Origin of the sequence: Nonomuraea terrae, from assembly GCF_004348995.1 — a bacterium.
GTDB lineage: Bacteria > Actinomycetota > Actinomycetes > Streptosporangiales > Streptosporangiaceae > Nonomuraea > Nonomuraea terrae.
Window position 1 is genome coordinate 1 of record NZ_SMKQ01000253.1, and the last position, 12,167, is coordinate 12,167.

The window sequence follows — 12,167 nt, forward strand, 5'->3', positions numbered from 1 at the left end:
CAGCGCGGTCAGTTCCGTATCCCAGGACACGACAAGATCGTAGGTCAGAGCGCATGTCACGCACTGACGATGAAGCAACTACATCCCGTGGCGGAGCCAAACGAATCAAGATCTACGGATGTAGTACCGGCGAGGGGTTGATACAAGGTCAGGGCATTGCTGACCCGGGCGGCCATGACGGTCGAGCCGATTGCCTCATCGATGCCACGCGTCGCTACTGCGGGGGCATCTGGATCGCCGAGCAGGATGCGTACCCTCACGCCCGCATGGGCTTGGTCGGACAGGAGGCGGATGATGCCGGTGTCCTCGGCGAGGAAGAGTCCGCTGTAGGTGAGGATGCCGATCTCGCGTGTGGCTGACTGGAACAGATGTCGCCATGTAGCACGTGGGACGGCCCAGCGGTGCGGATAGATGGCTTGGACCTCGTCGTTGAAAGCGCAGTGCCGCTGGGTGCTTCCCGGCCAGAGGTCGGCTTCCTCAACCTGAAGGAGGTCGGCGACGGCCCAGCGGTGACGTGGGTAGGGGACGCGGCCCTTCAGCCAGCGATGCACCGTCTTGGGGTCAACCGCGAGGGCGGTGGCGAGATCTGTTGCTTGGAGGCGGGCGGCGGCCATGGCGTGACGCAGGTTGTCGTTCACGGGATCGCCTGCTCCTCTCCGGATGCCGTCCTTGCTGGGACGTTAACACGAGACGTCCCTAGACGTCCCAGAGTTGCGGTGTTCCGGCCCCCGGCTGTGGCGAGACGCTCGATCGCGAGCAGCAGACCGGACGTATACGCAATCAGGAGGGTGAGCATGCGGCCGAGTCAAACAGTCAAGGAGCAGCAGAAGGCGTACGCGAAGCGGTTGCTGAGCGCACTGGGCAAGCAGCTGGCCATGCGTGAGGTCACGGCGGTGCTCGTGGTGGCCGAGGACGGGCGACCGGCTCTCGACGTGACCGACAGCCTCTGCAAGATGCGGCGGGTGTTCGTGCATCTGCCGTTCTGCTGGTTCTACTGGGGCGATCAGGGGGACGAGCGCGTGTCATTCCTGCAGATGCCGGTCGCCGTGGATCGGATCGAGCAGGCCGCGCGGGAGGGGTGGCGCGAGGGCGAACAAGGCGAACTCAGCGTCGACCTGAGCAAGATCATCGATGCTTACCGCGTCTGACTCAGTGGCTACCGACAGGTGGTTGACCGGAGGTCAGGTCTACACTCAGGTCGCCGACCGGCTCCGCGAGCAGATCGTCGCCGGAGAGTTCCCGCCAGGTGGCGTGCTGCCTTCTGAGGCGCAGCTGTGCACGAAGTTCGGTGTCGCCCGTAACACCGTACGGCGCGGTCTGGCGCTCCTGGAAGATGAAGGGCTGATCACCACCGTGCCTTCCAAGGGGCGGCTTGTGGCCGCGCTTGGTGAGCAGCCTGCGCCGTACCGCTATCTGTCGATCGCCGCAGAACTGCGCGCCCGGATCCAATCGGGGGAGTTGCCACCTGGTGGTGCGCTGCCGAGTGAGGCGCGACTGCGACGGCGCTACGGAGCCTCGCGCACTACGGTGCGGCAGGCGCTTGCCGTGCTGGAACGTGAGGGCCTGGTGGTGGCCCGACATGGACGGGGTCGCTTTGTTCGACCTTCGGCATAGGACGTCTTGAGACGTCCAGCTCTACCCTCTAGATCCGTTCATGTCCGGCATGCCTATCGTGGGCGGTGTGGGACAAGCTGAATGGGCACGTGACCTGGCCGAAGATCTCCTAGCCACGGCGCTGCCACGGCGGTGGGCGCACACGCAGGGCGTGGCGCAGAGGGCGGCATCGTTGACTCCCGTTCTCGGCGAGGAGACCGACACGCTGATCGCGGCGGCGTACCTGCATGACATCGGGTACGCCCCAAACCTGGTGGAGACGGGTTTCCACCCGCTCGACGGGGCCCGCTACCTGCGCGATGTCATCAAGGCTGATGACAGGCTGTGCCGCTTGGTCGCGCATCACTCGTGCGCGGTCAACGAGGCGCTCAACCGCAACCTCTTCGAGGCGCTCACATCCGAATTCGACGAGGAACGTCCGGAGTTGGTCGAGGCGCTGACCTACTGCGACATGACCACCGGCCCGGATGGCATCCATCTGGACGTCACCGAGCGCCTGGCGGAGATCCACTCACGCTATGGCCCCGAGCACCTCGTCTCGCGCTCGATCACCACGTCAACGCCGTGCATCCTCGCCGCGGTCCGCTCTGTAGAGGCGGCGTTGAGCGCCCGGGCATGATGGTCGGATGCGCCTCCCGATTCCGCCAGATGGCCAGATGATGGCGCTGGCCCAGCGCTATGTGAATCCTGGTGAGGGCGACGTCCGCCGCTACCTCAAGCTGCTGCATGGAAACTTTCTGGCGCTGCCTGAGCCGGCGTTCCGCGCATTCGCGGGGTCACTGGCCAAAGACGCGCGGGAGATCACGGACGATGATCTACGAGTCCTGCTGGACAGCGAGTGGCGGGCACGGCTGACGGCGGCGTGGTTGATCGGCATGGATCGGCGCACCCACCTCCGCGAGCAGCTCGGCGAGTTGCTCTTGGAGAGCGAACTCGTCTACGCCGGCCAGGGGTACTGCTTCGCGCTGGCGCGCTTCGGCGAAGAGCGCGACGCGGAGATTCTCACGGCGTACCTGGACCGGTGGCTCCCGGAGCGATCGTGCCCTTACAACCAGGACGATGCGATGGGGGCTGTTCTCTATCTGGACGAGTTGCACTCGACCGAACGCGCGGCTCGGTTCCTTGGGCCCGGCGGTCTCTGGGAGAGCTCGGCCATGGCGGGCATGGACCCTGCGAGGCGGAAGGAGTACACACGGCTGATGTGCGAGTTCGCCGGCAGTTGTATGAGCGGCGACCTCGCTCGGTGGCTTCCGAAGAGACGGCAGTTCCTCGACTCAACCGATGTACGGCAGGCCGGTGCCAGCTAGGAAGTGCTCGATCCGCATCCGCATCGACCGGTCCATCTGCAAGTCGGCGACCTGCTCGCGTGGAACCCAGCGGACTTCGCGAGACTCGCTGCTCGGCCGCGGCTCGCCGCCGACGGGGCGGGCGGTGAGTACCAGGGAGAATTCTTGGCGAACCTCGCCGTCCGATGTGTAGAGGATGACGTGCTTGGGGTCGCTGTAGGTACCTACCAGGCCGATGATCTCGCAGAGGATGCCGGTCTCTTCCTGTGTTTCCCGTACGGCTGCCGCCGGGATCGACTCGCCGAGGTCGATCGCGCCGCCAGGGACGGCCCAGTTGCCGTTGTCGCTGCGGCGGATCATGAGTATCTCGTCCGCGGCGTTGGTGACGATGACGTTCACGGACGGGACCAGGCTGTTGGGCGCTGGGGCGTCGGGGTCGTCGTAGTAGTCGATCCGCTTGGCCATGGCTCAGAACCCTACTGGCCGCGCGCCGTCCCAGACGCGCTCGAAGCTTTCGGCGTAGGTGGCGACCATGTCTCCGCCGATGACCTTACGCAGGTGCAGGACCGGCGCGTTGCCGGCGGGGACGCCGTAGACATGGGTGTTGATGAGGAACTGGTCGTCGGCGCGGTAGATCGAGTTGTACAGCACTGTGGCATGCAGCCGGAACTCGACGTTCTCCCGTTCGCGTAGGGAGCGATAGAGGACGAGAACGTTGCGGATCTTGGCGGCCATGCCGTCGTCGATGCCTTCGTCCTTGCCGCGCTGGGCCACCTCGGCGCAGTCTGGGTCGCCGAGCAGGATGCGCACCCGCACTCCGGCGTCCGCCTTCTCGCCGAACATGCGGACCATGCCGGTGTCATCGGCGAGGAACAACCCGCTGTAGACGAGCACACCGATCTCCTCGGATGCGCTCGCGAACAGTCGTCCCCACACGTCCCTTGGGACAGCCCACCGGTGTGGATAGACGGTGACGATCTCGGACTCTGACGCTGAGGCGACTTGTTCGCGGGTCAGCGCCTCTGGCCAGAGGTAGGTCTCCTCGGTGCCGAGGTAAGAAGCCACCGCAAAGCGGTGCTTTCGGTACGGCTCTCGGCCCTTGGTGATCCACCGTTCAACCGTCTTGGGGTCAACCTGGATCGCGTTGGCCAGGTCGGTGATGCTCACGCCCTTCTGTAGGAGGGCGGCGCGTAGCCGTTCGTTCGCCATCTCACCTGCTCCGGGGACGTCCGGGGACCTGGACATCGTAGGCCGGACGTCTTGAACATGTCCCGTCGTGTAGTGATCTCGTCCTGACTCTCCGTCGCATTCTCGGTATCGCAACGCCGGAGCGACCGAAAGGAGAGGTGATCACATGAACCACGAGATCTACCCGGAGCCCACCTGCGCGTGCGGGGCGCTGCTCGACCAGGGGAAGACGAACTGCCGCAAGTGCCGGTCCCGGGACCGCTGGCTCAGGAGGCGGGCGGCAGCCAGGCGCAAGGACGGCGAGGGGCGCGGCGAGATCCGCCGTCCCCCGCGTGCTCCGCGTGGCCGTGACGCTGCGGGGGTGAGCTGGACGTGATTCCCCTGATCATCGCCGGAGCGCTCGGTGTCACCTTGTTCGTCGGGTACGTCATGGTCCTGGTCGGTATCCGCCGGGAGGACAAGGCGCTGAGCCTGCGCCACGGCCCGGACGGGGCGTCCGCGTCGCTGGCGCGGAAGGTTACCGGCTGCTACGTCCGGGGCGGTGTGTCGTGGACGTAGCCAACTGCTCTTCGACCTTGGCCAGCCGGGCGGACAGGTCCTGTACGGCGGTACGCAGTTCGGCCACCTCGCCCTCCAGGGCGCCGGCGGTGGCCGGAGCGACTTCGGCGTCCCGGACGAAGACGCCTTTGCCCTGCTGGCCGATCACGAGCCCCTCGTTACGCAGGATGCCGACGGCCATCTTCACCACTGACAGTGAGGCGTCGTACCGCTCGGCCAGTTGGGCGGTGGACGGCAAGAGGCTGCCGGGCGCGAGGGCGCCGCCGCGGATCTGCGCTCGGAGATCGTCGGCGATCTGGAGGTAGCCGGGACGCCCGGTGTTCTTGACCATCGCGTCCATCACACCACGAAACAACAACCAAGCCAACCGAGAGGACGTTGACAACCGAGCCAACTAGGTTAACTATGTTGGCTAAGACGAATAAGGAGGTCACAGCCCATGCGTTCAGTCCCGATCCCCGTCGACACCAGCAAGCTCGCCATCACCTGCGTCAAGGCTCCGCGGCCGCGCCTGCTCAACAAGGACACCGGCGAGATCAAGACCGACAAGAACGGCAACACCGTCTTCGAGGTCACCGTCTCGGTGGAGGACGAGTTCGGCCGGATCGAGCTCGTCAGGATCGCCACCACCGGAGAGCCGCCCATCGCCGTCGGTGACCAGGTCAATCCCATCGGCCTACTCGGCTACGTCTGGGAGATCGCCGGCCGGTGGGGCATCAGCTATCGCGCCGAAAGGCTGCTCCCCGCCCGGGAGAGCGTCGATGCGTGATGAGCTCATGCTGCTCGCAGCCCTGGCCGCTCTCGCGGCCGGGCTGTGGGCCTGGCGCCGCTGGCACCACCCATCGTTCTGGCTGGTGGTCGGGTTTCCGATCACCGCGCTGTCCGTACGCGCGTCCTGGCGACGGGTCGCCCTCGGCTGCGGGCTGACCAAGAAGCGGCAACGCTTCTGGTTCACCACCGTCCCCGGCCTGGTCGCCTCCACAGGTGTGGTCAAGGTCAAGCGTCGCTTCCAGCGCATCGCGGTGGACACCGCGCCCTTCATGTGGCTGCCGTTGCCGACCAAGCACGGTTGGCGCGTCACCCTGCACACCCTGGAAGGCCAGACGCCGGGCGACTACGCCGACGCCGCAGAACGGCTGGCCCACTCCTGGGGTGTACACGCCATACGCGCCTCCTCTCGCCGGCCCGGGCGGGTGGTGCTGATGGCCACCATGCGAGACCCACTGGTCAAGGTCGATCACCTGCCCGCATCGAACGAACTGCTCAAGGTCACCGTGGGGCGGCTGGAGAACGGCAGGCCGTGGATCATCGACTTCCGGACGGTGCCGCACTGGATGAACGCGGGAGCCACACAGTCCGGCAAGTCGAACCTCGCCAACGCTCTGATCGTCGGACTGGCTGCTCAACCCGTGGCGTTGGTCGGCTTCGACCTCAAAGGTGGGGTCGAGTTCACGCCCTACAGTCCGCGTCTTTCCGCGCTGGCGACCTCGCGCGCCGAGTCGGTGGGTCTGCTGGATGACCTCGTCGGGCTGATGGTCGACCGGATGGGGCTGTGCCGTCAGGCAGGGGCCCGCAACATCTGGCAGCTTCCGCCCGGCATCCGGCCGGTCCCCGTCGTGGTCCTGGTCGATGAGCTGGCCGAGCTCTACCTGATGGCCGACAAGTCGGAGAAGGACGAGATCGCCAAGAGCTCAACGGCGCTGCTCAGGGTGGCCCAGCTCGGGCGGGCGTTCGGTATCTACCTGTTCTGCTGCGGTCAGCGGATCGGCTCAGACCTCGGGCCCGGCGTCACCGCTCTACGGGCCCAGTGCTCCGGACGGATCTGTCACCGGGTGAACGATCCCGAGACCGCCACCATGACGCTCGGCGACCTCGACCCCGCCGCCCTGGTCTCCGCCCGCGCCATACCCGCCGAGACGCCGGGCGTCGCCATCATCGCCGGCCAGGACGGCCAGTGGTACCGCGCCCGCTCCTTCTATGTCACCGAGCAGGCAGCCGAACACGCCGCCCGTACCTACGCCCACCTGACCCCGTCCTGGGACGAGATCACCAGCCACCTACCCGAAGCCGTCAACGCCTGAGAGTTCGAAGGGAGGGCAACGATGCGACGCATGGCCGACTGGCTGCTGGACTCCGGCCCGGTGCTCGTACTGGCTGTCATCGCCGGTGCCGGATCGTTCACCCACATCCGCGACACGGCGGCCGAACACGGCCAGACCGGCTGGATGTCCTGGGCCGTCGCCGTCTGCATCGACCTGACCTGTGTCATGGCCGCCCGCGAACGGCAGCGCGACAACAGGACCGGCAGAACTCGGCAAGGTCGCCTCTCCTGGCCGGTCCTCGTCCTGACCGGAGGCATCGTCCTGTCTCTGGCCGCCAACCTCGCCCAAGCCGCTCCAACCGTGTGGGGCTGGGTCACCGCCGCCACTCCGGCCGGGGCGTTCCTGCTCGCCATCTCCATGCTCGAACGCCGCGCCGCACAGGTTCGTCCCTCGACAGCCGAGGCCCCGGACACCTCAGCTGTCCTGGCACCGTCACTCGCTCCGGATCTGGTCCCCAGTGATGAGAAGGACGGCCCCGCACCAGCACTCATCGCCTACGCCCGCCGCGTTGCCGACGAACACCAGGCCAAGCACGGCAAGCCCATCACCCGCGATGTCCTGCGCGCTCACCTTGGCGTGTCCAGCCAACTCGCCACAGACCTGCTCCAGGTCCTGCGCGCCGCCTGATTCAGAAGGGAGATCCAACCATGCGCATCCGCCTCGACGGCACTCGTGCCGAAGTCATCGACGCCCTGCTCCGCCTGCGCCTGAACTTCACTGTCGTCGGTGTCTCACGGCTCTATCCCGACCGCGCCAGGCCGTACCAGTGGCGCATCTACCTCACCACGACACCGCGCCAAGGCAGGTGAGCAGCCCGTGAAAATCCATTACCGCTGCTGCACCTGCAACGGCACCGGTCTCGACAACGACCGCGACCGCTGCCGTGACTGCGACGGAACCGGCATCGACAACCACGGCGCATAACGCGCAGCGCCCCCGGCCTGGCCGCACATCCGCCAAGACACACGCCAGGTCGGGGGCCATCCCCTCACCCGAACGAGCGAAAGGAGGCTTCCATCTTGCCCACATGCACCAGTAACTCGCACGCTCTTGCGGGCGTGATCGCCCGACTCAACGCGCCCGACTACGACCGTTGGGCTGCTCAGATCCGCGCTACTGCCGGCTGCCGTCAGCCCATTCACCTACGCGGCAAGGTCGAACACTACGACGGTGCCACCGGCCAACTCCTGCACCGCTACACCACCCGCCATGAACCGGATGGCATCCTTCGGTTGCCCTGCAAGACTCGCCGCGCGTCCCGCTGTCCGTCCTGCGCCGAGGTGTACCGCTCGGACACGTACCAGCTCATTCGGGCGGGCCTGGTGGGCGGCAAGGGCGTACCGGACAGCGTCACCGCTCACCCCACCCTGTTCGCCACACTCACCGCGCCGAGCTTTGGAGCGGTCCATACTCGTCGCGAACGGAACGGCAAGGTCTTGCCCTGCCACGCACGCCGGGACGCCGAAGCATGCCCGCACGGGCGCGTCATGTCCTGCACGGCCAAGCACAGTCCGGACGATCCCTGTCTCGGCGAACCGCTGTGCCCTGACTGCTACGACTACACCGGCTCGGTTTTGTTCAACGCCCTGGCACCGCTGCTGTGGAAGCGCTTCGCAGACTCCCTACGCCGCCGCCTGGCCAAGCACGGCGGCCTGCCCCTGAGAGAGCTCCGAGAACACCTCACTGTCTCCTTCGCCAAGGTCGCCGAATACCAACGCCGCGGCGTCGTCCACTTCCACGCCGTCATCCGCCTCGACGGCCCCGGCGGTCCGACCGCGCCGCCACCTTCTTGGGCCACCACTGATGCCCTGGCACAGGCCGTACGGCACGCTGCTCACGTCGTCAGCGCTCTCGTGCCCGCTCTTGAGGGTCAACCCGCGCGCCTCTTCAAGTGGGGCGCCCAACTCGACATCCGCCCCATCACTCTGAACGGCGACCTCACTGAACAGGCCGTCGCTGGCTACATCGCCAAGTACGCCACGAAAGCAGCGGAGTGCGTCGGCACGCTGGACCGCCGGATCAACCCGCTCGACAACCTTGACGCTTACAACCTCAAAGACCATCCCAAACGCCTGATCGCCGAATGCCTCCGCCTCGCCACGGTGGAGGGCCTGGCCGAGCTCCGCCTTGCCGACTGGGCGCACATGCTCGGTTTCCGAGGGCACTTCTCCACCCGATCTCGCCGCTACTCCACGACCCTTGGAGAACTCCGCGCGGCTCGGGAACGGCACGCCCGCGAGCAGGAAATCACGACCGGCCGTCTGCCTCTTTTCGACGAGGACACAATCCTCGTCATCAGCGAATGGACCTATGCCGGCAAGGGCTACAGCGTCGCCGACCAGCTCATTGCCGCTGCGATAACGGGAACGCGCGTCCCAGACATCCCGGGCGGTGCCCGATGAGCCGCCGTGACGAACTGCTGACCGTCCCGCAGGTCCTTGCCGAGCTGGGCGGAGTCTCCCGGCGCACCTTCTACCGCTGGCGCGAGCTCGGACGCGCGCCGGCTTGCGTCCAGCTGCCGAATCACGAACTCCGCGTCTGGCGGAGCGACCTCATGGCCTGGCTCGACTCGCGTCGGGAGGTGGCGTGAACACCACCTACGACGTGAAGCTCAGTGGAATCCAGCACCGCACGGACCGCGAGACACCTGTGTTCGTGGCACGCTGGCGGGTCGCGGGCAAGCAGAAGTCCAAGAGCTTCCGAACTAAGGGCCTCGCCAACGCCTTCATGTCGGACCTGCGCCAGGCCGCGAAGGCGGGGGAGGAGTTCGACGTCGCTACCGGCCTGCCAGTGTCGAGGCTCGCCGGCAAGTCGTCAGGGCCGTCGTTCTTGGAGTTCGCCCAGGCGTACGTGCTTGGGCGCTGGAACGCTTCAGCGGCCAGAACCCGCGAAACGGACGCGTACGCCCTCCTGACGCTGATCCCTGCTCTGGTGGCTGACGCGCCGCGCCGTCCTTCTCCAGAGGAGCTACGGGAGGTTCTTCGGGTTCACGCGCTGCTTCCCGAGAAGCGTCGGGCAGAGCTGACGGCGACGCAGACCGCGGCTTTGAGCTGGCTGGAAAGGGCATCCTTCCCGCTGTCGGCTCTCGGCGAGGCCCATGTCCTCCGTACGGCTCTCGACGCCATCTCTGTCACTTTCGCTGGCACGCCAGCGGGAGCGAACACGATACGGCGAAAGCGCGCCGTCCTCCATCACCTCCTGGAGCACGCGGTAGAGCAGAAGGTGTTCAGCAGCAATCCACTGGATGAGATCAAATGGATAGCGCCCAGAGCGGTCACGGTGATCGACCCCCGCACGGTGGTCAACCCAGCTCAGGCCCGTCGGCTCCTCGACGCCTTGCCCAAGGTCGGCCGCAAGCGCGGTGCCCGGCTCAAGGCGCTGTTCGGCTGCATCTACTACGCCGCTCTCCGGCCGGAGGAGGCTGCCGACCTGCGGCTGAGAAACTGCAAGCTCCCTGAGACGGGCTGGGGCCTGATCGTCCTGGAGAAGGCCCGGCCGCAGGCAACGAAGCGCTGGACCAACTCGGGCGAGACCCACGAGTCGCGCAGCCTGAAGCACCGCGCGGACAAGGAGACACGCGAGATCCCGATCCCACCCGTCCTGGTCGCCATGCTCCGCGAGCACATCGCCGAGTACGGCACGGCGAAGGACGGCAGGATCTTCGCTACGGGCACCGGCGGCACCTACTCCAGCTCGGCGCACTCCTACGTTTGGCAGGAAGCTCGCAAGCTCGCTCTCACTCCGGAACAGGCCGCCTCGTCGCTGGCCGCCAGGCCGTACGACCTGCGCCACGCTGCGGTCTCGCTCTGGCTGAACGCGGGCGTTCCGGCTCCTGAGGTAGCCAAACGAGCCGGTCACAGCGTGGACGTGCTCCTGCGGGTCTACGCCAAATGCATCGATGGCCAGCAAGAGCAGATCAATACCAAGATCAACGACGCCTTGGATACGTAGCTCACCCTTGTCCACCTTCGGCCCCGGATCCGCCGGGGCCGTTTCCATTCGCGCTTGCTCGCCATGCCGCGTCGCTCCGGCCAATCACCGCGACCCTGCGCCACGCTGACATGCACGCGCAGAAGAGAGGAGGACCATGCACTCCGACCGCGACCATTCCGTCTCACCGTCCAAAGAGCTCCGCCCGCTGCGGCGACCCCCGTACGGCCTGCCGCTTCGCCCCCGGCGCTCCCTCGCTGCCGAGTCTGACTCTCTCGGCTGGCGAACGTACGCGACCCCGACCCCGCCCGAGCGATCCCCGCGTGGGCATTGGGCTCGTCTGCGTCTGGCCCGCCCAGCGCTCATCGCAGGAATCCTGACCTGCGCAAGCTTCGGCATCTGGTCCAACGTTTGGAGTGTTACCAGCACCCCGCCCAGAGTCGTCGCCGTCCCAACGCCTCAACAGAGCGCTGCTGGTGGCGCGGTCCTGCCTCTTCCATCGCCGACGTCAACGGCTCGGGCGACGCCCAAGACGAGTCCCAAGGAGCCGAAGCGCAAGCGAGTCACATCTGGCCACCATCGTCGCCAGCCGGTCTCGACGGTGCCGCCCCAGAGCCATCAGAACGTCCCAATGAGTCCACGCAGAAAGACTGCGGCCCCGGTTGATCGCGCGGAAAAGACCAGAAATAAAAAGCTGAAAGGCGGCCGGGTCGCGAAGCGGCTCACTCCGTTGTTCGACAAGAGATGCGACGAGTTGTTCCCGCCGTCCGATCACAAGTCGCACCTTCGGAACGAAGCATGCCACCTGATCGTGAATGGCTTGTAGCTTCAGCCTTGAGGGCGTTCGATAGCCGTATTCCGCTTACTGGCCGAACATCTTCTGGAACCGACTTATGACTTGTTCGGCTTCAGCCTCGCTGAGTTCAACCAACTCCTCGCTGGACTCTCCTCGGCGCCAGTTGTCGATGACGTCGCTCTCGCGCCATTGAAGGTCTCGGCGCAGAGTCTCGTCCACGATTCCGCCACTTTGCAGGATGCGTCGACGTGCCAACCCGCTGGGTGCTTCCCTGGTGTCATCGGAGAACATCAAGGCGTAGTACGTCACTTGCTCATCCATCGGATCAACTTCCCTTGACTATGGTTGGGATATCGCCGGCTCCCGGCGGCACGGGGACGGACTCGAATATCTGCTTCTCATATTTTTCCAAGCGTGCTCTGTCCTCCGGCGTCAAGTTGCGTTTGTACTCGTATATCTCGTGAGTGACTTCTTTCGCCCACAGACTCGAAGGTGTATGTATCTGCAGTTCGAACAGCTGCCCGTCGGGTCCCCGCCAGCGGGTGTTGACGCCCTTGTACTTCCCTGTACTACATTCGTAGGTCCGCTGGGAATGGGTCACCGCGTCGCCGGTAGTGGCTGATCAGAGCGCGTGTCTGATGAAGCCGCCGGAAGTGTGACCAAGCCAGGACGTGATCGATGGCGTTGGCCGCT

Annotated in this window: 18 protein-coding genes; 13 read left to right on the forward strand and 5 right to left on the reverse strand. The window is 66.1% G+C overall.

Annotation, left to right across the window (positions count from 1 at the left end; translation table 11 throughout):
- Positions 1–56 precede the first annotated feature (56 nt).
- On the reverse strand, positions 57–638 hold the full coding sequence (locus E1286_RS41890) for an XRE family transcriptional regulator (RefSeq protein ID WP_132622087.1): 582 nt from the start codon (positions 636–638) through the stop codon (positions 57–59).
- Between the two features lie 150 nt (positions 639–788).
- On the opposite strand from E1286_RS41890, the gene E1286_RS41895 reads away from it, so the two are divergent.
- Genes E1286_RS41895 through E1286_RS41910 form a run of 4 tightly spaced genes read left to right on the forward strand, consistent with a single transcriptional unit; the run spans position 789 to position 2,921 of the window.
- Positions 789–1,148, forward strand: a complete 360-nt coding sequence (locus E1286_RS41895; protein WP_132622089.1) for a hypothetical protein — start codon at positions 789–791, stop codon at positions 1,146–1,148.
- 22 nt (positions 1,149–1,170) lie between these two features.
- Positions 1,171–1,614 (forward strand): GntR family transcriptional regulator, encoded by a 444-nt coding sequence (locus E1286_RS41900; RefSeq protein WP_246075625.1) that lies wholly within the window; start codon positions 1,171–1,173, stop codon positions 1,612–1,614.
- 40 nt (positions 1,615–1,654) lie between these two features.
- Entirely contained in the window at positions 1,655–2,233 is a 579-nt protein-coding gene (locus E1286_RS41905) for an HD domain-containing protein (protein ID WP_246075626.1), read from the forward strand.
- A 7-nt stretch (positions 2,234–2,240) separates the two neighbouring features.
- Positions 2,241–2,921, forward strand: a complete 681-nt coding sequence (locus tag E1286_RS41910) for a DUF6000 family protein (RefSeq protein ID WP_132622093.1) — start codon at positions 2,241–2,243, stop codon at positions 2,919–2,921.
- On the opposite strand, the gene E1286_RS41915 is transcribed toward E1286_RS41910, so the two are convergent.
- Both E1286_RS41915 and E1286_RS41920 read right to left on the reverse strand, forming a co-directional pair.
- Complete coding sequence (locus E1286_RS41915) at positions 2,889–3,365, reverse strand: NUDIX hydrolase (protein WP_132622095.1); 477 nt, start codon at positions 3,363–3,365, stop codon at positions 2,889–2,891. The genes E1286_RS41910 and E1286_RS41915 overlap by 33 nt on opposite strands.
- A gap of 3 nt (positions 3,366–3,368) precedes the next feature.
- The gene (locus E1286_RS41920) at positions 3,369–4,109 is read right to left on the reverse strand and encodes a helix-turn-helix domain-containing protein (RefSeq protein WP_132622097.1); all 741 of its coding nucleotides are present in this window, start codon (positions 4,107–4,109) and stop codon (positions 3,369–3,371) included.
- A 145-nt stretch (positions 4,110–4,254) separates the two neighbouring features.
- Between E1286_RS41920 and E1286_RS41925 the strand changes: the two genes are divergently transcribed.
- Together E1286_RS41925 and E1286_RS41930 are read left to right on the forward strand one after the other, a co-directional pair.
- Entirely contained in the window at positions 4,255–4,464 is a 210-nt protein-coding gene (locus E1286_RS41925) for a hypothetical protein (protein ID WP_132622099.1), read from the forward strand.
- On the forward strand, positions 4,461–4,646 hold the full coding sequence (locus tag E1286_RS41930) for a hypothetical protein (RefSeq protein WP_246075627.1): 186 nt from the start codon (positions 4,461–4,463) through the stop codon (positions 4,644–4,646). The genes E1286_RS41925 and E1286_RS41930 overlap by 4 nt, the downstream gene beginning before the upstream one ends.
- Here the strand turns inward: E1286_RS41930 and E1286_RS41935 are convergent.
- Positions 4,606–4,986, reverse strand: a complete 381-nt coding sequence (locus tag E1286_RS41935) for a GntR family transcriptional regulator (RefSeq protein WP_246075628.1) — start codon at positions 4,984–4,986, stop codon at positions 4,606–4,608. The two genes, E1286_RS41930 and E1286_RS41935, sit on opposite strands and share 41 nt — an antisense overlap.
- 99 nt (positions 4,987–5,085) lie before the next feature.
- Here E1286_RS41935 and E1286_RS41940 point away from each other — a divergent pair, with 99 nt between their 5' ends.
- From E1286_RS41940 to E1286_RS41965, 7 genes are all read left to right on the forward strand, one after another.
- Positions 5,086–5,415, forward strand: coding sequence for an SCO3933 family regulatory protein (locus E1286_RS41940; protein WP_132622103.1), 330 nt, complete (start codon positions 5,086–5,088; stop codon positions 5,413–5,415).
- A complete protein-coding gene (locus tag E1286_RS41945; protein ID WP_132622105.1) occupies positions 5,408–6,727 on the forward strand; it encodes an FtsK/SpoIIIE domain-containing protein in 1,320 nt (439 codons plus the stop codon). The genes E1286_RS41940 and E1286_RS41945 overlap by 8 nt, the downstream gene beginning before the upstream one ends.
- Before the next feature lie 21 nt (positions 6,728–6,748).
- Positions 6,749–7,375: a DUF2637 domain-containing protein gene (locus tag E1286_RS41950; protein ID WP_132622107.1), complete on the forward strand. Its 627-nt coding sequence runs from the start codon at positions 6,749–6,751 to the stop codon at positions 7,373–7,375.
- A gap of 20 nt (positions 7,376–7,395) precedes the next feature.
- A complete protein-coding gene (locus tag E1286_RS48515; RefSeq protein ID WP_165970157.1) occupies positions 7,396–7,557 on the forward strand; it encodes a hypothetical protein in 162 nt (53 codons plus the stop codon).
- Positions 7,558–7,806: 249 nt separating this feature from the next.
- Entirely contained in the window at positions 7,807–9,150 is a 1,344-nt protein-coding gene (locus tag E1286_RS41955) for a replication initiator (RefSeq protein ID WP_246075629.1), read from the forward strand.
- On the forward strand, positions 9,147–9,338 hold the full coding sequence (locus E1286_RS41960; RefSeq protein ID WP_132622111.1) for a helix-turn-helix transcriptional regulator: 192 nt from the start codon (positions 9,147–9,149) through the stop codon (positions 9,336–9,338). Before E1286_RS41955 ends, E1286_RS41960 begins: the two co-directional genes overlap by 4 nt.
- Positions 9,335–10,699 carry a tyrosine-type recombinase/integrase gene (locus tag E1286_RS41965; RefSeq protein ID WP_132622114.1) on the forward strand — a complete coding sequence of 455 codons (1,365 nt, stop codon included), beginning with the start codon at positions 9,335–9,337 and terminating at the stop codon, positions 10,697–10,699. The genes E1286_RS41960 and E1286_RS41965 overlap by 4 nt, the downstream gene beginning before the upstream one ends.
- An 841-nt stretch (positions 10,700–11,540) precedes the next feature.
- Here E1286_RS41965 and E1286_RS41970 read toward each other — a convergent pair.
- Positions 11,541–11,783, reverse strand: a complete 243-nt coding sequence (locus E1286_RS41970) for a hypothetical protein (protein ID WP_132622117.1) — start codon at positions 11,781–11,783, stop codon at positions 11,541–11,543.
- Positions 11,784–12,167: the final 384 nt, after the last annotated feature.

Excerpts from the sequence above, each read along its gene's own strand:
- E1286_RS41925 (WP_132622099.1), top strand. The coding sequence starts at position 4,255 with ATGAACCACGAGATCTACCCGGAGCCCACCTGCGCGTGCGGGGCGCTG.
- E1286_RS41935 (WP_246075628.1), bottom strand. The coding sequence starts at position 4,986 with ATGGACGCGATGGTCAAGAACACCGGGCGTCCCGGCTACCTCCAGATC.
- E1286_RS41950 (WP_132622107.1), top strand. The coding sequence starts at position 6,749 with ATGCGACGCATGGCCGACTGGCTGCTGGACTCCGGCCCGGTGCTCGTA.
- E1286_RS41945 (WP_132622105.1), top strand. The coding sequence starts at position 5,408 with ATGCGTGATGAGCTCATGCTGCTCGCAGCCCTGGCCGCTCTCGCGGCC.
- E1286_RS41960 (WP_132622111.1), top strand. The coding sequence starts at position 9,147 with ATGAGCCGCCGTGACGAACTGCTGACCGTCCCGCAGGTCCTTGCCGAG.
- E1286_RS41910 (WP_132622093.1), top strand. The coding sequence starts at position 2,241 with ATGCGCCTCCCGATTCCGCCAGATGGCCAGATGATGGCGCTGGCCCAG.
- E1286_RS41920 (WP_132622097.1), bottom strand. The coding sequence starts at position 4,109 with ATGGCGAACGAACGGCTACGCGCCGCCCTCCTACAGAAGGGCGTGAGC.
- E1286_RS41915 (WP_132622095.1), bottom strand. The coding sequence starts at position 3,365 with ATGGCCAAGCGGATCGACTACTACGACGACCCCGACGCCCCAGCGCCC.
- E1286_RS48515 (WP_165970157.1), top strand. The coding sequence starts at position 7,396 with ATGCGCATCCGCCTCGACGGCACTCGTGCCGAAGTCATCGACGCCCTG.
- E1286_RS41940 (WP_132622103.1), top strand. The coding sequence starts at position 5,086 with ATGCGTTCAGTCCCGATCCCCGTCGACACCAGCAAGCTCGCCATCACC.
- E1286_RS41905 (WP_246075626.1), top strand. The coding sequence starts at position 1,655 with ATGTCCGGCATGCCTATCGTGGGCGGTGTGGGACAAGCTGAATGGGCA.